Source organism: Microbacterium testaceum, assembly GCF_006539145.1.
Lineage (GTDB): Bacteria > Actinomycetota > Actinomycetes > Actinomycetales > Microbacteriaceae > Microbacterium > Microbacterium testaceum.
In genome coordinates this window covers 93355-112550 of record NZ_BJML01000012.1, presented here as the reverse complement: position 1 = coordinate 112550, position 19196 = coordinate 93355, and the positions used below count along the sequence as shown (strand labels likewise).

Genomic DNA, 19196 nt, shown 5'->3' with positions numbered 1-19196 from the left:
GGGACGCGTGCCGCAGCGCGGGAGTTTGCTCGGGGGGAGGAGATTGCGGGAGCGGAGGGTGGATGCCGCGTGTGCGGTCCTCCGCCCGCCGCATGTCCTCCGCAGCCCAGGCGGACACGCGCGCGCGACAAACGCCCGAGGGCGGAGTGCGCGAAGGCGGGGCCCTCAGCCCGCGTCGGCGATACCGCGACGCTCGGCGACCGAGGCAGCCGAGCCGGCGGGGTCGGCGACCTCGATGCCGAACAGTGCCGACAGGGCGTCGATGTACTCGTCGGCGCGACCGGTCTCGGCGAGTTCGTGCGCGCGGGTGGTCGGGGTGTGCAGCAGCACGCCGACGAGATGGCGGAGCGCCTGCTCGGTCTGGCCGCCCTCGTCGCCGCGGGCGCGCACGCGGGCGACCTCGGCGTCGAGCACACCGAAGACGTGCGCGCGCAGGGCCACGACGGCGGGCGTGATGTTCTTGCGTTCGCCGACCGAGGTGAAGCGGCGGGCGGCGTCGCGCACGAGGTCGCGCGCGGCGTCGGTGGCCTGCAGCTCCTCGAGCGGGGCGTGCAGGCGGATCGTCTCGAGGTCGAGCAGGTCGACGCCCGGGACGGTGGCGACGTCGGGGTCGACGTTGCGGGGCAGACCGAGGTCGATCACGAGTCGGCGCGCGGTGTGGTCGACGGGGCACACGCCCGCGGCGCCGTCGACGGCGGTCTCGTACGCGCCCCGACCCGCGGCGAAGGTCGCGGCGCTGAGCACGTGGTTCTCGCTCGTGGTGCAGGTGATCACGAGATCGGCGTGGGCGACGGCGCTCGGGAAGGTCTCCGCCGAGACGGCCCGCAGGCCGTGCTTGACCGAGAATTTCGCGGCCCGGCCCGACGGTGAGTAGACCGAGATGTCTTCGGCGCCCTGGTCGCGCAAGGCTGCCACGGTGGCGGCGGCGTAGGCGCCGGTGCCGACGAGCAGCACACGCTGGGTCGACCAGTCGGCGATCCGGCTGTCGGCGAGCTCGAGGCCGAGGCGCACGAGGGAGCGTCCGGCGCGACCGATCGCGGTGGAGTTCTTGACGCCGCGCTGGGCTTCGGACGCGCGCTGGAACAGGCGCTCGAGCTCGGCGGAGGTGGTGCCGAGCTGACGCGATTCGTTGAGGGCGCGGCGAACCTGGCCCGCGATCTCGCCCTCGCCGACGACGACGGATTCGAGACCGGATGCCACCGAGAACAGGTGCTCGGCCACGTCGCTGCCGCCGAGGACGGTGTAGGAGCCTTCGAGCTCGCTGGCGGGGACGCCGGTGGCGGACTCGATCGCCGCGAGGGTGGCCTCGATACCCAGGGCGACCGCGGCGGTGACGGGCTCGTCCATGTCGACGTACGCCTCGAAGCGGTTGCAGGTCGCGACGACGACGGCGCCCTGGACGCACTCGTCGTGCTCGGCGATCAGGGGGGCGACGGGTGTCGCGGGTACGCTGAGCCGCTCGAGGAGATCGAAGGACGCGGTCTTGTGACTCGCGCTGACGCACAGCAGCACATCTATATTCTACGCTCGCGTTCCCCGGGGTATTCCGGGCGGCCTCTCGACGTCAAGGCATCCCCCGTCTTCCCCAGGCGCGGGTGGAAGGATGGATGCCATGGCCTCCCTCGACGCGCCCCTGCTCCGTGCCCTCCGTGGCGATCGTCCCGAGCGGCAGCCGGTGTGGTTCATGCGTCAGGCGGGGCGCTCGCTGCCCGAGTACCGCGAGCTTCGTGTGGGCACCCGCATGCTCGACGCGTGTCTGACTCCCGACCTCGCGGCGGAGATCACCCTCCAGCCCATCCGTCGCCACAAGGTGGATGCGGCCATCTTCTTCAGCGACATCGTGGTGCCGCTGCGTCTGGCCGGCGTCGACGTCGTGATCGAGCCGGGTCGCGGCCCGGTGTTCGCCGACCCCGTCCGCACTGCCGACGACGTGGCGCGGATCACCGCGATCGACCCCGACGACGTCGCCGCCGCGGCCGAGCCGGTGCGCGAGGCGGCCCGGCGCGTCACCGCCGAGCTCGACGAGGCGGTTCCCCTCATCGGGTTCGCCGGTGCCCCCTTCACCCTCGCCGCCTACCTCGTCGAGGGCGGGCCGAGCAAGGAGCACCTGCGCGCCCGCGGCATGATGCACGCCGACCCCGCCTCGTGGCACCGCCTGGCCGGCTGGCTCTCGAAGGTCTCGCGCGCCTTCCTCGATGCGCAGATCGCGGGCGGAGCGCAGGCCGTGCAGCTCTTCGACTCGTGGGCGGGGTCGCTGTCACCCGCGACGTTCCGCGAGTTCATCGCCCCGCACTCGCACGCCGCCCTCGAGGGCATCGAGGTGCCCCGAATCCACTTCGGCGTGGGCACGGGGGCCTTTCTCGACGACATGCGCCTGGGCGGTCTCGCCGACGCGGTGGGCGTCGATTGGCGGATGCCGCTCGACGAGGCGGCGACGATCGTCGGCCCCGACGTCACTCTGCAGGGCAATCTCGACCCGGCCCTGCTGGGTGCTCCGTGGCCCGTGCTGGCCGCGCACGTCGACGACGTGCTCGCCCGTGGTCGCGCGGCGCGCGCGCACATCCTCAACCTCGGCCACGGCGTGCCGCCCGACACCGACCCCGAGGTGCTGACCCGCATCGTCGCCCGCGCCCACGGAGAAGACGCGTGAGCGAGCCCCTCGACCGGCTCGTCCGTCACGCTCACGAGACGCGGGTCGTCGTCGTCGGCGGCGGCATCTCGGGTCTGGTCGCGGCGCGCGAGTGCGCGAAGGTCGGCCTGCAGGTCACGGTGCTCGAGGCGTCCGAGGTGTTCGGCGGAGTCCTCCGCAGCGCCGAGGTCGGCGGGATGACGCTCGACGTCGGCGCCGAGAGCTTCGCGACGCGCGGCGGCATCGTGCGAAAGCTCCTCGACGAACTCGGTCTGTCAGACGACATCGTCTCGCCCAACCCCGCGGGCGCGTGGGTCGCGGGTGTCCCGGGAGTCGGGGCGGCGCCGCTACCGAAGGGCGGGGTGCTCGGCATCCCCGACAATCCTTTCGCCCCCGATGTGCGACGCGTCATCGGCTGGTCGGGTTCGTGGCGGGCGTACCTCGATCGTCTCCGTCCTCCGCTGACGATCGGTCATGCGCACAGCCTCGGAAAGCTCGTGCGGTCGCGGCTGGGTGCGCGGGTGCTCGAACGCCTGGTCGCTCCGGTCACGAGCGGGGTCTACTCGGCTCGCCCCGACGACATCGACGTCGATCTGGCGGCCCCGGGGCTGAACGCCGCGCTCACGCGGACCGGGTCGCTCACGGGTGCCGTCGCCGACCTCCGTGCGAGCCGCGCGGCCACGCGTCCCGCCGAGGCTCCGGCCTCCGACGTCCCCATCGTGTCGGGCGGTGCCGCGAAGCCCGCCGCCCCGGGCGGCGCGGTCGAGGGGATCGCCGGGGGCATGTCCCGTCTCGTCGACGCTCTCGTCGCGCACCTGCGCGACAGCGACGTCGAGGTGCGCACCGGGGTCTCCGCCCGTTCCCTGGCTCGCACCGACGACGGCTGGGCGGTTGCGACCTCCGCCGACGACGAGCCGCTGCCGGCCCGGGCCGTGATCGTCGCCCTCCCCGAGGGGCCGGCGCGCGAACTTCTCGCTCCCGTCGTCCCCGGTCTCGAGGTGGGCGACCCGGTCGCTCCCGTCGTCGAGGTGGTCACCCTGGTCGTCCATGCCCCCGCGCTCGACCGGGCTCCGCGCGGCACCGGAGTGCTCACCGTTCCCGGAAGCCACGTCGCGAAGGCGCTCACGCACTCCACGGCGAAGTGGGATTGGGTTCGGGATGCCGCTGAGCCCGGTATCCACGTCGTCCGCGTCTCGTTCGGAGCGCAGGGCGAAGAGCCCGCGACCGCCGCTCTCGACGACGACGCGGCCGCCGCCCTGGCCCTCTCGGAGGCCTCGACGATGCTGGGTGTCGAGTTGTCGGCATCCGCTCTCCGCGACGCCCATCGGGTGCGCTACGTGCAGTCGCAGCCCGCGGCGACCATCGGGCGGGCGGCTGAGACCGCTGCCGCGCGGGGCGCCGTGCGAGCCGTGCCGGGTCTCGGCGTCACCGGCGCGTGGATCTCGGGCACGGGACTCGCCCAGGTCGTCCCCGACGCTCGCGATGAGGCCGACCGTGTGCGCAGCGATGCGCTCTGGTCGAGCTGACCGCGATCCCTACTCGACCGGGTCGCCCTGTCAAGGGCGGATGCCGATCGCGGCATACGTGACTACTGTGAGACTCGACCAGCACTCGTTCGAGCGTGAGGAGACCCCATGAGGGGCAAAGCAGCACTCGTCGTCGGACTCGTGGCGGGCTACGTGCTCGGCGCACGGGCAGGCCGCGACCGGTACGAGCAGATCAAGACTCAGGCCGCGAAGGTCTGGGACCAGCCCGTCGTCCAGGGACAGGTCGAGAAGGTGAAGGCGTTCGGTGTCTCCGCCCTCAAGTCGGTCCCCGGCGTGGTGTGGAAGGGCGCGAAGTCGGTCACCGGCGCCGCCAGCCACTCCGGCACCGTGCAGGAGCGCGTCGAGCGCGCTGGACGCGCCGCCACGCAGTCGGCCCACGAGGTCGCCGATGTCGTCGAGGACTCCGTCGACGACGCGAAGCAGGCGGAGAAGTCGGCCACCACGCGCGCGCGTGCGGCCAAGAGCGGCTCCACCTCGTCCGGGAGCTGACGCATGACCACTCCGCGCGGATTCCGCGATCGTTCCGACGACAGCTTGTTCACCCTCATCGGCGACATCCCCGAGCTGGTGCGCAACCTCGTCGTCGCCGAGATCAACGGGGCGAAGGCGTGGGCGCAGCGCACGGCGAAAGACGCCGGGATCGGCGCCGGATGGTTCGTCGGCGCCCTCATCGTCGTCTTCTGGGCCATTCCGGTGTTCTTCGCCTTCGTGATCGCGGGGCTGTCGTCGTGGTGGCCCGTCTGGCTGTCGGCACTCGTCGTCTTCGGCGTGATGATCGTCATCACCGCGATCCTCGCCCTGCTGGGCTACTCGCGATTCAAGAAGCTCTCGAAGCGCGAGAACCCCGGCCAGGCCATCTCCGAAGACGTCCGGATCGTGAAGGAGGCCCGCGATGAGTATTGATCGTCCCGTCCCCGTCCCGCGTACGGCGGTGCCCCTGGGCATCACCGACCCGGTGAAATCGGCCCGAGCCGAGCTCAAGGCGGCTCTCGCGGCCATCGAGGTCAAGGCCAACGCCCCGCGTCGCGCGAGCGAAGCCGTCGACCGCAAGGTGCGGGAGATCCGCGAGAAGGCTCAGCAGAACCCCGCTGTCGCTGCCGCCGCCGTCGCGGGCGTCGCCGCTCTCGTCGGCCTGGCCGTCTGGGGCATCGTCCGCGCCTACACGCGCTGAGATCGTCCGAAGCGGCCCGTCTCCCTCCGGAGGTCGGGCCGCTTCGCCGTTCCCGGGGCCCGAGCGCCGCCGTCCTGCGGACTTCGGCCGCGACGCGCCGGATCGGGGGTGATCCAGCGGTGTGTCGGCCGTGGTCTCCGAGGGACGGTCTTTGAACGGATGCCGTGACCCCGGCAACCCACCGGTGACCCGGCGCCCGGCCCCGCCTACGGTTCGTTCGCGAAGAGACCCTTCAACAGGTCTTCGAAGTACTCCGGTGTCACGGCGATCGGGCCCGCGTAGGCGTGGTCGAACCCGGCGATCGCGTACAGCAGCAGGGCCACGAACAGCGCGAGCATGCTCGACATCAACAGGTGCACCCGCAGGTTCCGCACCTCGATGAGCCCGAGGAGAATCGCGTTGAGCACCGCGCCGACGCCCAGCACGATCCAGAGCACGCTCGGCAGCGCGAGGTGGGTGAGCGCGATGCGGTCGCGGCGGTTCTCCACCAGCAGCTGGAACTGATCGAGGGACTGCTGCACGTAGAGGGTCTCGGCGGCCGTCGTCGGCTGCACGGCGCCGATCGCCCGTTGCATGGCCGAGACATTGGCATCCGTCTCGGCTGGAATCTCCAGACGCCGCTGTCGTGGCCAATCGAGGTCGATGACGTTGCGGGCGTACTGGGTGATCTGAGCCTGCAGTTCGTCGCCCTGAGGGTCGGGGAGGAGGGCCGCGGTGCGATACAGCGAGGCGAGCGACGACGACTCCTCGAGGACCACGCCGTCGACCTCGGTGAAGTTGCTGTACGCCGCCGTGGCGATGAGAGCGAGGGTGACACCGTAGAAGACGCCGTAGACGCCGACCGCGTAGCTGAGGACGCGGTCCCATTCCTCACCGCGAGGTGCCGCCCGGCGAACCCACTTCCGCAGCGCCAGCAGAATCGCGCACGAGCCTCCGACCACCAGGACGATGAACAGCGGCAGCCCCAGGTACATAGGCAGGTCGTACAACCACATCGGCACGCCTTTCGCTCGACGTCCTCCGACGCCGTCGTCGCACAGTACCAACGGGGGAGCGGCGTGCGCACGTGGCGGTGGTTCGTCGGCGAGTCAACCGGTTTGGACCGCCGCCCCGAGCGGACGAGACTGGGAGTATGTCCGACGACAGCTCCTCCTCTGTGTACACGCTGTGGGCGGTTTTCCGCCGCGATCCCGAAAACGCGGTCACCGCCGCCGATGCGACCGAACTCGCCGATCTCGTCTCGCTCATCGAGGCCGACGGTGTCACGGTGCGCGGCTTCTACGACGTGAGCGGTCTGCGCGCCGACGCCGACCTCATGGTCTGGATGCACGGCGAAGATCCCCAGGCGCTCCAGCGCGACCTGCGACGCCTGCGCCGCACCGACCTGCTCAAGAACCTCCTCCCCACGTGGAACGCCATGGGCGTGCACCGCGACGCGGAGTTCAACCGCTCGCACGTGCCCGGCTTCCTCCGGGGCATCGAGGCGCAGCAGTGGCTGTGCCTGTACCCCTTCGTGCGCAGCTACGAGTGGTACCTCCTGCCCGAGGCCGAGCGCCGCGAGATGCTCATCGAGCACGGCAAGAAGGGCTCGGCGTACAAGGGCGTCATCGCCAACACGGTGGCGTCCTTCGCCCTCGGCGACTACGAGTGGCTCCTGCCCATGGAAGCCGACGTGCTCACCGACCTCGTCGACATGATGCGCGACCTGCGGTACACCGAGGCCCGTCGCCACGTGCGCGAGGAGGTGCCGTTCTACACCGGTCGGCTGGTCACTCTCGACGAGATCCCCGAGATCCTTCAGTGACCGCGCCCCTGCGTCTCGGCACTCGCCGCAGCAATCTGGCGATGACCCAGTCGCAGATGGTCGCCGACGCCGTGTCCGCGGCATCCGGTCGTCCCGTCGAACTGGTGCCCATCGTCTCGGAGGGCGACGTGAACCGCGCCTCGCTGTCGCAGCTGGGTGGGCGCGGGGTGTTCGCGAACGGTCTGCGCGAGGCTCTCGCGGCGGATCGCTGCGACTTCCTCGTGCACTCGCTCAAAGACCTGCCGACCCAGCAGCCCGACGGTCTCGTCATCGCGGCGACGCCCGCGCGTGCGGACGCGCGCGACGTCGTCGTCACCCGCGACGGCACGCCTCTGGGCGCCCTCGGCGCGGGGGCGCGCGTGGGAACCGGGTCGCCCCGCCGCATCGCCCAGGCGCTGCGTCACAACCCGCGGGTCGATATCCACGACATCCGCGGCAACGTCGACTCGCGTCTCGCCCGGGTACGCGACGGAGAATTGGATGCCGTGATCCTCGCGGCCGCGGGCATCTCGCGGCTGGGCGGAGACCTCGGCGGCCTTCTCGCCGAAGAGCTGGGTCTGTCGGAGTGGCCGACGGCTCCGGGGCAGGGGTCGCTCGCCGTCGAGACGCGCGACGATATCGATGCCGAGATCTACGCCGCCCTCGCCCAGTTGGACGACGAACGTACGCGCGTGGCGATCACGGCCGAGCGCACGGTTCTCTCGGCACTCGATGCCGGGTGCAGCGCACCCGTGGGCACGCACGCCTCCCTCGTGGAGGGCGACCTTCGCCTGCGCGCGGTCGTCTACGCTCTCGATGGAACGCAACGGATCGGCATAGACCGGACGGTGCGTCTCGACCCGGGGTATGGTGGGGACACTACGGGCAGTGGCAATGGAGCGGATGCTGCCGACGACGGGGGACCGATCGCGCAAGCGACGCGAGCGGGCCAAGAAGCCGCGCGTCGGTTGCTCGAACGCGGGGCGGCCGATCTGGTACCACGAGAGTCGACCACATGAACGAAGGCCATCAGCACACGCCGAACCCCTCGACGGGCAGCGTGCCGAAACCCCTTGCCGGTCGACGCGTCCTCGTGCCGCGAGGTGGCCCCTGGGGCGACGGCGTCGCCGCGAGCCTTCGACAGCTCGGCGCCGTGCCCGTGATCGCGCCGCTGATCAACTTCGCCCCCACGAACGACCAGGCGACGCTCGATGAGGCCCTCGCCGATCTCGCCGCCGGAGCTTTCGACTGGTTGACGCTGACGAGTGCGACCACCGTCGACGTGCTGTACGCCTACAAGGCGGTCATCCCCGCCGCGACAAAGGTCGCGGTCGTCGGTGAGACCACGGCGGCTGCGATGCAGGCTGTCGGCTATCGCGTCGACCTCGTCCCCGAGCGTGACAACTCCGCCCAGGGCATGGCCGAGCAGATGATCGAGCTCGAGACCGAGCCGCGCACGGTCCTCACCCTCCGCAGCGAGATCGCCAAGCCGGTGCTCACGCGCCTGCTCATCGAGGCCGGGCACGACGTGCGCAGCGTCGTCGCCTATCGCACGGTCGGCGTCCCCGTCACCGAGAAGATCGCGGGCGACGTGCAGTCGGGGCGTATCAACGCCATCCTCGTCACCAGTGGCTCGGTGGCCGAGCAGGTCGTCGATCAGTTCCCCGAGATCCCGGCATCCACGGTCATCGCCGCCATCGGGCCGCGTACCGCCAAGGATGCCAAGCGCGCCGGACTCAGCGTCGACGTCGTGGCCGAGACCCAGACGGTCGACTCCCTCATCGACGCCGTCGCCCGCTTCCCCCTGAACTCCGACGAATCGACCCCATGAGTTTTCCCGAGCACCGCCCGCGGCGTCTGCGCCGCACCCCCGCCGTCCGTCGTCTCGCCCGCGAGACGCACCTCGTCCCCTCGCAGCTGGTCCTGCCGCTCTTCGTGCGCGAGGGCATCACGGAGCCGAGCCCCATCGGCTCCATGCCCGGCATCGTGCAGCACTCGATCGATTCCCTGCGCCGCGCGGCGGCCGAGGCGGCCGAGCAGCGCATCGGCGGCGTCATGCTGTTCGGCGTGCCCGAGACGCGTGACGCGGTGGGTTCCGGGGCCGACGACCCGAACGGCATCCTGAACCTCGCCACCGAGGCCGTCGTGGCCGAGGTCGGCGACGCGGTGGTCGTGCAGACCGACCTGTGCCTCGACGAGTTCACCGATCACGGCCACTGCGGCGTGCTGCGCGAGGACGGCGCCGTCGACAACGACGCGACGCTCGAGCGCTACACGGCGATGGGTCTGGCGCAGGCGCGCGCGGGCTCGGCCATGCTGGGCCTGTCGGGCATGATGGACGGCCAGGTCGGTGCGGTGCGTGAGGCGCTGGATGCCGAGGGATTCACCGACACCCTGATCCTGGCGTACTCGGCCAAGTATGCGGGCGCGTTCTACGGCCCCTTCCGCGAGGCCGTCGACTCGCAGCTGAAGGGTGATCGCCGCTCGTACCAGCTCGATCCCGGCAACGGTCGCGAAGGAGTACGCGAGGCGCTGCTCGACGTCGAAGAGGGCGCCGATGTCGTCATGGTCAAGCCGGCCCTGCCGTACCTCGACGTGCTGGCAGACGTGAAGGCGTCGGTCGACGTGCCGGTCTGGGCCTACCAGGTGTCGGGCGAGTACGCGATGGTCGAGGCTGCCGCCGCTCACGGCTGGATCGACCGTCGGGGCGCGATCATGGAGAGCCTGCTCGGCATCCGCCGTGCCGGCGCCGACGCGATCCTGACGTACTGGGCCGTCGAGGCCGCCCGCTGGCTGCGCGCCGAGCTCTGAGCCCTGTCTTGCGGGGTTGTCGGGTGGCCGTGAAGCGTCGGGATCCGACCCCTTTCCCCGTGCTGCCCGGAAGAATGGATGCCATGACCGATCTCAACGACCAGTGGTTCGCCCGCGCCAAGGACGTCATCCCGGGTGGCGTGAACTCGCCCGTGCGCGCGTACGGTTCAGTCGGCGGAACGCCGCGGTTCGTCCAGTCGGCGTCCGGCCCGCGGATCACGGATGCCGCGGGTCGTGAGTACGTCGATCTCGTCGCTTCATGGGGTCCGGCGCTCCTCGGCCATGCGCACCCCGAGGTGGTCGGGGCGGTGCAGTCCGCGGCATCCCGAGGTCTGTCCTTCGGCGCTCCCACGGGAGCCGAGGTCGAGCTCGCCGATCTCGTCGCGCAGCGCGTGCAGGTCGGCGATCTGAAGCCGATCGAGAAGGTGCGTCTGGTGTCGACCGGTACCGAGGCGACCATGACGGCGATCCGTCTGGCGCGCGGCGTCACCGGTCGCGATCTGCTCATCAAGTTCGCCGGGCACTACCACGGGCACTCCGACGGTCTGCTGGCTGCGGCCGGCTCGGGGGTCGCCACGCTCGCGCTGCCCGGTTCGGCGGGTGTCCCCGCTCCGATCGCCGCGCAGACGCTCGTGCTGCCGTACAACGACCTCGACGCCGTGCGCGAGGTGTTCGCGGTGCACGGCGAGAACATCGCCGCGATCATCGTCGAGGCCGCCTCGGCCAACATGGGAGTCGTTCCGCCGCTCCGCGGCTTCAACGCGGCGCTGGCCGACATCGCCCACAGCCACGGCGCCCTGTTGATCATGGACGAGGTGCTCACCGGCTTCCGCGTGCACCCCGCCGGCTTCTGGGGCCTGCAGGCGTCGCAGGGTGAGCGCTACCTGCCCGACATCCTCACGTACGGCAAGGTCATCGGCGGCGGCATGCCTCTGGCCGCTCTCGCCGGTCGCGCCGAGATCATGGACCACCTCGCGCCGCTGGGGCCGGTGTACCAGGCGGGAACGCTGTCGGGGAACCCGCTGTCAGTCGCCGCGGGTCTCGCGACGCTGCGGCTCGCGACTCCCGAGGTCTACGCCGCCGTCGACGCCGCGGCCGCGCAGCTCGCCGATGCGCTGGACGCCGCCCTGACGGCCGAGGGCGTCGTGCACACCGTCCCGCGCGCGGGCTCGCTGTTCGGTGTCGCGTTCCTGCCCGAGGTGCCCCTCGACTACGCCACGGCGCTCACGCAGCAGTCGTACCGGTACGCGCCGTTCTTCCACGCGATGCTGGATGCCGGCGTCTCGCTGCCCCCGAGCGTGTTCGAGGCGTGGTTCCTCACCGCGGCGCACGACGAGGTCGCTCTCGGTCGCGTGCTCGAGGCGCTGCCCGTGGCCGCGAAAGCGGCGGCCGAAGCGCTGGATCCGACGCTGCTCGCGCAGTAGGGATCATCCCTGAGGGGGATGCGTTTCGTCCTCTGCGATGATGCGCGGGCGCAGGCCCGGTCGAGAGGCTGGAGTCATGCTCCCCGCACGCCCCGCGCCGTCCGCCTTCTCGCAGCTGTTCTCGCGATTCGTGGCCTGGTGGCCGACATCGATGGCCCCGCGGCGCCGTCGTGCGACCTGGCAGCCGTGCCCGCGCGGTCAGGTCTGATCAGCGCCAGGTCCAGCTGAGCAGGGCCGAGAGGGCCCGGATGCCGGCTTCACCGACGTCATCGCGCTCGGCCACGAGCGCGCGGACGGTGCGGTCGGCCCACGCGGCGAGATCCGTGGCGTCGGCGCCGGGGGTCACGGCATCCATTCGCTCGATCAGGCCCTCGACACGGGCGCGGAGGGCTCGATCGGGGACGGACTCGGGATGCCGGCCGGGGACGGCGGAGCCGTCGGCCCAAATGTAGGCGGTGAGGGCGGTGTCGAGGGTCATGGGTCTTACGAGCGGTCTAGAACGAAGAGGTCTGCGGCACCACGAAGGGCCAGCGCCAGGTGAGGGCGTCCAGTGCATCATCGCAAAGGCGGGGCATGATGAGTCTCAGACGTGCCCGGACCCGGCCGAGGAGCCCGTCGTCGGAGGGCGCCACCTCGTGGAAGACGATCGATGTGGAACCACGGACGAACGCGGCCAGGACCGGCTCGAGCGCCGGGAACTCTTTCGGGAATCGCGCCGCCACGCGGGCGACGTCGTCGATGGGTTCCGGCGTCGCGCCCCATCCGGTGAAGAGCACGATCGCCTCGCTCAGCTGTGCGTCGTCGACGGCGGGCGAGGACGCGATGCGCTGTTCGGGGAAGCGCGCCTGGGCGTCGGCGACCGTGGCGGGATTGCGGAACCTGCTGTTGGCGGTCCACCAGGTCTGGCAGTAGTCGCACCGGTACAGGAGATCGTCGGGTGACGTCGCGACGATGAAGGCGGGCTGACCTTCGCGCATCGCCAGGTCGAGGCACGCGGGGCAGCCGAGGGGTTTCGGCTGCTCCGGGTCGTGAATGCGGGCGGAGAAAGATCGCATTAGGACTCGGTGTGGGCGCCGCTCTCTTCGTCGAGGAAGAAGAATGGCTCCACGAACTTGCCCGGGGTGGTGATGGTTGACGGCTCACCAGCCTGTGCCAGCTGCAAAAGCTCATGCACGGCGGCGACAAGGGCATCGAGAGTCGGAGGGAGATCAGCCCTCGGGTCCGGCTCCGCCAGTTGCTCGACGATGACCACCGGACGACCGTCCGGGAGACGGGTGTGGGCCACCTCGAGGAGGACGACCTCCGGGGGAAGAACCACCTCCTGCTCCGCGGGATGCGCGGAGAACGCCGCGATGTCGCGTCCGGTACGGCTGACGATGGCGGCAATCGCAGGCGTGGAAAAGTTCTCGGTCGCGATCCGCGGGTCTTTACTGGTGGCGGTGACGCCACGGGTCCATCGAGCAGGCGCGAGCTGCGGGACCGAGGGGAGTCCGTGGAACACGATTCCTGTGTAAGTCGGTAGCTTCTCGAGCGCTTGCAGGAAGCGCGTCGCCGCTTCTGCGGGATCGAACATGAGTGCTCGTGTTTCGTGCGTGTTCGTCAGCGGTGCGGCTACAGCCCCAGCGACCGGCGCAATTCGTCGTCGAAGTTGCGCGTGACGCGTTCGGATTCTGCCTTCTCTCCGGGAGTCAGGCGCACCCCCGGGCGATGCGTCCTGCGTACTTGTTCGAGGATGAAGGCGCACGCCTCCGACTCCGATGCGAAACGCGCCAGTTCAGACCACTGGCCACGATCCTGCGCCCCAACCGCGAAGGAGGACGGCCCGTCTTCCCGGAGGATCAGATCACCGGTAACAGGATCGCCGTCGCCCACGCGTGGGTGTTGAGGGCTCGAGATGGGAGCAGAGCCGAACTCATCGCGGAGCAGACCGCACAACTGCTCGAATGTCAGGTCTTGCATGCTCAATTCTCGACTTTCGTGAGGTACCCGTGTTCCTCAAGCCACTGGACGGGCTTCGGGAGGTGGAACTGAACGCCTCCACCGGGCTGCTCGAACCATGGCGCGATGGCACCGGCGCGCGGCATCCCGGACTCTTCGTCGAAGGGCTTGGTCACCCGGTACTGGAAATAAGGCTGACCGACCGAGTCCGGCGGGATCGCTCGCTCCGGGAACGGCGTGCCCGAAGGCGACGTGTATCTACCGTACGGCTCGCCGTAGCGGTCCATGATGTAGCCCTCGGGGAGGTCGACTTCCTTCGGGGCCCTCCCCGCCGACAGGTCGAACCCGTCATCCGGCGGGTAGCGCCATCCGCCCGTCGATTTGTCGTAGTTGACGCTTTCAGGGTTCCAGTACTTCTCAACGAACTCAGACTCCGAGAGGTCGCCGAAGCGCTGATATGAATCGGGGATGTTGGTGTGCCCCGGGGTTGCGTCGGTGACTTCCGAGGGACCGAGGTGATCCGATGGATTCCGGGCGACCGGCGGCGGATCGGGAAGCGGCGAGGTCGGCTCGTGCGGGTGTGCGGAAGGCGCGTCGGCGGCGGGCCTGCCGCCGGCGGCACGGCGGGGCACCTTCTCGAGGAGACTCGCCCCCTTGCTCATCAGCGCCCGCAACTCGTTCAACAGGTCCCCGAGCTTGCCGCACGAGCGCAGCAGGCCGGTGAGCTTGCCGCTGATCTTGGCGGTCCAGCTCGCAACGCGGGAAGAGACCTGGCTGATGATCCAGGGGGTGGCGAGGCCCACGGTGACGACGGCTTCGGTGGCCCACGAGATCGCCGAACCGACGAGCTGCGAAAGGATGTCGCGGACGAGGTCGTGGACGACCTGGACGATGGTCGAGGCGATCTGCAGTCCGGTGGCCATGGCGCCCGCCCATTGGCCCGACGCGCGGATGTGGGCGGCGGCGTCGGTCTGGAAGCGGCGGTAGGCTTCGATCGCTTCGCCGGCCATGTCGTCGAGGTCGCTGACGACGCGGTCGAGGTAGTCGGCGGAGCTGTTGAGCTGGTTCTGGACGTTGGTCCACGTCTGCGAGAACCCGGCGACGGCGCCGGCGTCTCCGGTCAGGTCGTTGAACCAGCCTTTGATCGGCTCGAAGTGGTCGATGAGCCACCCGAGGCCGGCGGCGATGAGCGATCCGAGGGGGTCGATGGCGGTGGCGACGGTGTCGACGACGGTGCTGAAGGCCGCGAGGCCGCCCTCGACCCAGTTGCCGGACTCGATGGCGGATGCCAACTGGGTCCCGGAATCGAGGAGGCCGGCACCGCTGAACGGCGTCGCCGTGTCGACCGGACCGGCGACGAGCGCGTTGCTCACAGGCCCGTCTCCAACGCGCGGATCGACTCGAGCACCTTCTGCTCGTACGCGTCCATGTCGCTGCCGACGCCGACGATCTCGGTGGCGGAGCGGCGCACCATGTCTTCGGCGGCACCGATCAACGACCGCGCGGCGTCGGCCACCATCGTCGCGGGCGGCACGAGGAACGAGCACAGCACCCCGAACGCCTCGGCGTTCAATCCGCCGGACGATCCCGCGTCACGGGCGACGGAGATGTCGGATGCCACGGCGCTCAGCCGCGAGGCGTGCGAGCCGATGAGCTCGGAGTCGACGGCGATGCGATCGGCCACGCGCGTCAGACCCGGAAGCCCATGGGCTGAGACGGGGGCTCACGATCGAGCTCGCCCGCGAGGTGACCGACGATCGGGGAATCAGCGCCGAACGCGACCCGCGTGATCTCCAGAGCCTGTTCACCCGCCAGCACCTGAGCGCGCCCGGCGGTCTCGACGATCAGTTGCTCCAGCGCATCGGGACGCAGCTCGTACGCCGCATCGGCGAGGCGGATACCGGCCAGTCGACCCGCTGCGTCGACGGTCACCGTGACCTCGCGACGCGGAGAGGTCGCCGAAGCGCGGACCGCGTCGATGTCCGCCTGCACCTGCTGCGCCTGCGCTGCCCGAACCTGCGCTTCGGCCACCTGCTGCTCGATCCGGGCGATGGCCGCCTCGGCTTCACGAGAGGAGAAGAGGTCTGTCACTCGGGTGATCGTAGCCCTCAAGTCCATGACCTGGGTCAAAGATGTGAGAACTTTCATTTTCGCGCCGTTCGTGCTGGCGCCATCTGGGTGAGGTGTTTCAGTCTTCTATGCGCGCTTCGGGGAATGCCGCTCGAGCGGCATCCGGTGACACGGGGTTCTGGTAGCGCTGCGTTCCGATCCACCACGTCCGGCAGAAGTCACACCGATACAACAGGTCGGACGGAGACGTGGCGAGGACAAATCGCGGTTGATACGGCTTTTCGGAGTGCGACAGACAGATCTGGCATCCAAGATCATTGCCCATACACAACTCCTTTCACGTTTCTGTCTGAGGCTGGCTGCGCCGCTCATCACGCCTCGACCGAACCGGTCAGCGCAGATTGAGGAAGCCCCAGCGCCAGCCGATGGCCCTGACCGCGTCTCCCGACAGTCCAGGAAAAAGCTCCTGGATGCGCGCATGCAGCCGGTGCCGCAGCGACTGGTCGAACGGGCCCACGTCATGAAGGGTGATCGCTTCAGAAACTGCCAGAATCCGGCGGATCTCCTGCTGCAGAGAGAGCGCCTCGCGCGGACATGTCGTGATCACTGACGAAGGGTCGTCGACCGGCATGGGTGAACGCCCCTCACCGATATAGCGCACCAAGGCGTCGCTGATCACCGTCTGGTCAACGGCGCGGGCAGCCTCGGTCATGCGGGCGATCGTACCCCGGGCCCATCACCGGTAAAACCGACGGGTGAGCACGCCAGGTCGGGGTGGAAGACTGAACCAATGCTTCCTCCCCCGCCCCGTGTCGTCGTGCTCGCCGGTGGAGTCGGGGGGCGAAGTTCACCCTCGGCGTCCGCGCCGCCCTTCGCCGACTGAAACGCTCCCGAGGCCACCGTCGTCGTTAACACGGGCGACGACCTGTGGCTCTCGGGTGTGAAGCTCCTTGTCCACCTTCAGGGTATACGAGGAGAAGCCGGCGACAGGCATTCCGGGGGAATGCTGCGTTCCTGGAACGTGACCGACGCAGGGGAAGCAAACTTTCCTGTGTCTTCCTCTGGCCTGGCAGGTGATATTCGGGTGATCATTTCCCTTCGGAAAGAACTTCCGATGCGGGTCTTATTGGCCGCGAGGTGTCGAACCCGCCATCAGGCGGCCATGTCCACTCCGGGTATCCGTTCTCATAGAAACCCCGGAGATGTGTATCGACAAAATTCCGCCCCGCGGTCGGCAAGGCCAGCGGGCGGCAGGCAGTGGCCTTGCTTGATCCTCGGCCTGAGGCATGCGACCGTCTGGGCGGTATTTTCAGTCGGAGATGGCTCCGCTCGCGGCCTTCCACTCCCGAAGACGCTGTTCCCGCCGCGCGCGCTGTCTATCTCCACTTGCGAGTGATTCTCGCTCCTCCTCCGGTGAATATGTAGGCGTCACGCCCAGTCCGGGCTCGAGATCTTGCCACGCCCACGCGCAGGCATCCGCCTCGCTGGCGAACGTCAGTTCCTCCCCCGCCTCGTTGAGGACAGGGCGCGCTATAGTCCGTAGGTCACCCCGCGTGGCAGTGAATCGTCCGCCCTCATGCTTCACGAGACAGATGACCGTAGGGATTGGCTTGCCGTCATGAGCTAAGGAAATGATCCGCGGCACCCCCTCGACGCCCACTCTCTCTCTCACGAGTTCTTTCAATTTTTCGTAATCCACTATTCGCTCTTTCCTACTTCGGCTTCAAGTAGCCGGCTTCAATCCACTTCGATATTCCGCCAGGAAAATAGAATTGAGTCCCTCCGCCGGGCTGCTGGAAGTCTGCTTGAATGTTCCCCACTTTGACTTCCTCGGGGAGTTCCTTGAGGACGATGAGCTCGTGTGTTTTGAAGCTTGGTGCGAGGCGATCTGGTGGGAGGCTTTGAGTAACGAATGCTGTGCCCGGAGGGGACGCGTACTCACCGATGTCCTTCAGGATCGGAGCCGGAGTAAGGCGCGTTATCGTATCGTTCTTGCTGAGTACCGTGCTGGCCGGGTCTATGGGGAGCGAGGTATCGAAGCCGTTTGATTCTGGCCATCTCCAATCCGCGTGACCCTCTCGAGTGAAGCGCCGCAAGTGAGTATCGATGAACGAATTTCCGTCGAGGTTCCCGAATGGTCTGTAGTCAGGCAGATGCGCATTTGCCGCCCACTGTTTCATATCACTCACAAGCTGGTCTCGACGTGGGTCCAGCCGACGCACACCCGGTAGGGCGACAACGGCTTCTTTCGCGTTATGAACTGCGGTCTTCCCCTTGTCGAGCACTGCGGAGAACTTCTCGGCGACCTGAGCCATTAGCGCCCGCAGCTCCGTCAGCAGATCCCCGAGCTTGCCGCACGAGCGCAGCAGACCGGTGAGCTTGGAGCTGATCTTCGCGGTCCAGCTCGCTACGCGCGACGACACCTGCGCGATGATCCAGGGGGTGGCGATGCCGACGGTGACCACGGCCTGTGTGGCCCACGAGATCGCCGAGCCCACGAGCTGCGACAGGATGTCGCGCACGAGGTCGTGAACGACCTGCACGATGGTCGACGCGATCTGCAGGCCGGTCGACATGGCTCCGGCCCATGACGCGGAGGCGCGGATGTGGGCGGCAGCGTCGGCCTGGAACCGGCGATATGCCTCGATCGCCTCGCCGGCCATGTCGTCGAGGTCGGTGATGACGCGCTCAAGGTAGTCGGCGGAAGCGTCGAGCTGGTTCTGGACGTTGGTCCATGTCTGCGCGAAGCCGGCGACCGCTCCGGCGTCGCCGGTCAGGTCGTTGAACCAGCCCTTGATGGGCTCGAAGTGATCGATCAGCCAGCCCAGGCCCGCGGCGATCAGCGAGCCGAGAGGGTCCATCACGGCGGCGACGGTGTCGGCCACCGCTCCGAACGCTGCAAGCCCGCCCTCGACCCAGTTGCCTGACTCGATCGACGCGACGAGTTGAGTCCCGGAATCGAGCAGACCCGCCCCGCTGAACGGCGTCGCGGTGTCGACGGGGCCGGCGATCAGGGCGTTGCTCACAGGCCCGCCTCCAGTGCCCGGACGGTCTCGAGCACCTTCTGCTCGTAAGCCTCCATGTCGCTTCCCACCCCCACAATCTCGGTCGCCGAGCGTCGCACCATGTCTTCGGCGGCGCCGATCATCGACCGTGCGGCGTCCGCGACCATCGTGGCGGGTGGAACGAGGAACGAGCACAGAACGCCGAAGGCTTCCGCGTTCAGCCCGCCCGAGGAACCCGCGTCGCGGGCGACGGAGATATCGGATGCCACGGCACCCAGCCGAGACGCGTGCGAGCTGATCAGCTCGGCATCGATGGCGATGCGATCGGCCATCGGACTCAGACCCGGAATCCGGCGGGCGGTGCGGACGGCGGCTCGCGATCGATCTCTCCCGCGAGCCGCTCGACGATCGGCGAGTCCGCACCGAAAGCGGCGCGCGAGATCTCCAACGCCTGCTCGCCGGCGAGACGTTGGGCCCGCCCGGCCGTCTCCACGATCAACTGCTCCAACGCGTCGGTGCGCAGGTCGTAAGCCGCGTCGGCGAGGCGGATGCCGGCCAGTCGACCCGCGGCATCCACGGTCACGGTTATCTCCCGACGCGGCGACGTCGCCGACGCGCGGACGGCGTCGATGTCGGCCTGCACCTGTTGCGCCTGGGCTGCCCGAACCTGCGCTTCGGCCACCTGCTGCTCGATCCGGGCGATGGCCGCCTCGGCTTCACCCGAAGAGAAGAGGTCTGTCACCCCCGCGAGCGTAGTCGTTCTCCTCATGAGCGAGCAGCACCATGTGAACAATTTCATCCGCCCCGCGGGTGAAAGA

24 protein-coding genes are annotated in these 19196 nt (G+C 69.1%); 11 read left to right on the top strand and 13 right to left on the bottom strand.

Annotated elements, in window-relative coordinates; translation table 11 throughout:
- Positions 1-165: 165 nt before the first annotated feature.
- Complete coding sequence (locus tag MTE01_RS15410) at positions 166-1512, bottom strand: glutamyl-tRNA reductase (protein WP_103208591.1); 1347 nt, start codon at positions 1510-1512, stop codon at positions 166-168.
- A gap of 100 nt (positions 1513-1612) precedes the next feature.
- Here MTE01_RS15410 and hemE point away from each other — a divergent pair, with 100 nt between their 5' ends.
- The 5 genes from hemE to MTE01_RS15385 all read left to right on the top strand — a co-directional run bounded on the left by hemE (position 1613) and on the right by MTE01_RS15385 (position 5347).
- Positions 1613-2650 (top strand): uroporphyrinogen decarboxylase, encoded by a 1038-nt coding sequence (gene hemE, locus MTE01_RS15405; RefSeq protein ID WP_141378290.1) that lies wholly within the window; start codon positions 1613-1615, stop codon positions 2648-2650.
- Positions 2647-4155 (top strand): protoporphyrinogen oxidase, encoded by a 1509-nt coding sequence (gene hemG, locus MTE01_RS15400; RefSeq protein ID WP_141378289.1) that lies wholly within the window; start codon positions 2647-2649, stop codon positions 4153-4155. The genes hemE and hemG overlap by 4 nt, the downstream gene beginning before the upstream one ends.
- Before the next feature lie 108 nt (positions 4156-4263).
- Positions 4264-4665, top strand: coding sequence for a hypothetical protein (locus MTE01_RS15395; RefSeq protein WP_174799712.1), 402 nt, complete (start codon positions 4264-4266; stop codon positions 4663-4665).
- A 3-nt stretch (positions 4666-4668) separates the two neighbouring features.
- Positions 4669-5079 carry a phage holin family protein gene (locus MTE01_RS15390; protein ID WP_103208054.1) on the top strand — a complete coding sequence of 137 codons (411 nt, stop codon included), beginning with the start codon at positions 4669-4671 and terminating at the stop codon, positions 5077-5079.
- A complete protein-coding gene (locus tag MTE01_RS15385; RefSeq protein ID WP_103208057.1) occupies positions 5069-5347 on the top strand; it encodes a hypothetical protein in 279 nt (92 codons plus the stop codon). The genes MTE01_RS15390 and MTE01_RS15385 overlap by 11 nt, the downstream gene beginning before the upstream one ends.
- Before the next feature lie 206 nt (positions 5348-5553).
- On the opposite strand, the gene MTE01_RS15380 is transcribed toward MTE01_RS15385, so the two are convergent.
- Complete coding sequence (locus MTE01_RS15380; RefSeq protein ID WP_103208060.1) at positions 5554-6342, bottom strand: bestrophin-like domain; 789 nt, start codon at positions 6340-6342, stop codon at positions 5554-5556.
- Between the two features lie 137 nt (positions 6343-6479).
- Between MTE01_RS15380 and hemQ the strand changes: the two genes are divergently transcribed.
- The 6 genes from hemQ to MTE01_RS17450 all read left to right on the top strand — a co-directional run bounded on the left by hemQ (position 6480) and on the right by MTE01_RS17450 (position 11573).
- Entirely contained in the window at positions 6480-7151 is a 672-nt protein-coding gene (hemQ, locus tag MTE01_RS15375) for a hydrogen peroxide-dependent heme synthase (protein WP_103208063.1), read from the top strand.
- Positions 7148-8149, top strand: coding sequence for a hydroxymethylbilane synthase (gene hemC, locus MTE01_RS15370; RefSeq protein ID WP_141378288.1), 1002 nt, complete (start codon positions 7148-7150; stop codon positions 8147-8149). The genes hemQ and hemC overlap by 4 nt, the downstream gene beginning before the upstream one ends.
- Positions 8146-8961, top strand: coding sequence for a uroporphyrinogen-III synthase (locus tag MTE01_RS15365; RefSeq protein ID WP_141378287.1), 816 nt, complete (start codon positions 8146-8148; stop codon positions 8959-8961). The genes hemC and MTE01_RS15365 overlap by 4 nt, the downstream gene beginning before the upstream one ends.
- Entirely contained in the window at positions 8958-9941 is a 984-nt protein-coding gene (gene hemB / locus MTE01_RS15360) for a porphobilinogen synthase (protein ID WP_141378286.1), read from the top strand. Before MTE01_RS15365 ends, hemB begins: the two co-directional genes overlap by 4 nt.
- 83 nt (positions 9942-10024) lie before the next feature.
- Positions 10025-11365: a glutamate-1-semialdehyde 2,1-aminomutase gene (hemL, locus tag MTE01_RS15355; protein ID WP_141378285.1), complete on the top strand. Its 1341-nt coding sequence runs from the start codon at positions 10025-10027 to the stop codon at positions 11363-11365.
- 76 nt (positions 11366-11441) lie between these two features.
- Positions 11442-11573 (top strand): hypothetical protein, encoded by a 132-nt coding sequence (locus MTE01_RS17450; protein ID WP_258027907.1) that lies wholly within the window; start codon positions 11442-11444, stop codon positions 11571-11573.
- Here the strand turns inward: MTE01_RS17450 and MTE01_RS15350 are convergent, their stop codons facing one another.
- The 11 genes from MTE01_RS15350 to MTE01_RS15300 all read right to left on the bottom strand — a co-directional run bounded on the left by MTE01_RS15350 (position 11574) and on the right by MTE01_RS15300 (position 19120).
- Positions 11574-11843 (bottom strand): hypothetical protein, encoded by a 270-nt coding sequence (locus MTE01_RS15350; protein ID WP_141378284.1) that lies wholly within the window; start codon positions 11841-11843, stop codon positions 11574-11576. It lies immediately after the preceding gene.
- A 16-nt stretch (positions 11844-11859) separates the two neighbouring features.
- Complete coding sequence (locus MTE01_RS15345) at positions 11860-12420, bottom strand: hypothetical protein (protein ID WP_141378283.1); 561 nt, start codon at positions 12418-12420, stop codon at positions 11860-11862.
- Positions 12420-12938: a hypothetical protein gene (locus MTE01_RS15340; RefSeq protein WP_141378282.1), complete on the bottom strand. Its 519-nt coding sequence runs from the start codon at positions 12936-12938 to the stop codon at positions 12420-12422. The genes MTE01_RS15345 and MTE01_RS15340 overlap by 1 nt, the downstream gene beginning before the upstream one ends.
- A 38-nt stretch (positions 12939-12976) precedes the next feature.
- Complete coding sequence (locus tag MTE01_RS15335; RefSeq protein WP_141378281.1) at positions 12977-13324, bottom strand: hypothetical protein; 348 nt, start codon at positions 13322-13324, stop codon at positions 12977-12979.
- 2 nt (positions 13325-13326) lie between these two features.
- Complete coding sequence (locus tag MTE01_RS15330) at positions 13327-14676, bottom strand: TNT domain-containing protein (protein WP_141378280.1); 1350 nt, start codon at positions 14674-14676, stop codon at positions 13327-13329.
- A complete protein-coding gene (locus MTE01_RS15325) occupies positions 14673-14987 on the bottom strand; it encodes a hypothetical protein (protein WP_056224595.1) in 315 nt (104 codons plus the stop codon). Before MTE01_RS15325 ends, MTE01_RS15330 begins: the two co-directional genes overlap by 4 nt.
- Before the next feature lie 5 nt (positions 14988-14992).
- Positions 14993-15394, bottom strand: a complete 402-nt coding sequence (locus MTE01_RS15320; protein WP_170210724.1) for a YbaB/EbfC family nucleoid-associated protein — start codon at positions 15392-15394, stop codon at positions 14993-14995.
- A gap of 370 nt (positions 15395-15764) precedes the next feature.
- On the bottom strand, positions 15765-16085 hold the full coding sequence (locus tag MTE01_RS15315; protein ID WP_141378278.1) for a hypothetical protein: 321 nt from the start codon (positions 16083-16085) through the stop codon (positions 15765-15767).
- A gap of 1000 nt (positions 16086-17085) precedes the next feature.
- Positions 17086-18399 (bottom strand): TNT domain-containing protein, encoded by a 1314-nt coding sequence (locus tag MTE01_RS15310; RefSeq protein ID WP_141378277.1) that lies wholly within the window; start codon positions 18397-18399, stop codon positions 17086-17088.
- On the bottom strand, positions 18396-18710 hold the full coding sequence (locus MTE01_RS15305; protein WP_141378276.1) for a hypothetical protein: 315 nt from the start codon (positions 18708-18710) through the stop codon (positions 18396-18398). Before MTE01_RS15305 ends, MTE01_RS15310 begins: the two co-directional genes overlap by 4 nt.
- Before the next feature lie 5 nt (positions 18711-18715).
- Positions 18716-19120, bottom strand: coding sequence for a YbaB/EbfC family nucleoid-associated protein (locus tag MTE01_RS15300; RefSeq protein ID WP_170210723.1), 405 nt, complete (start codon positions 19118-19120; stop codon positions 18716-18718).
- Between the last annotated feature and the right edge of the window lie 76 nt (positions 19121-19196).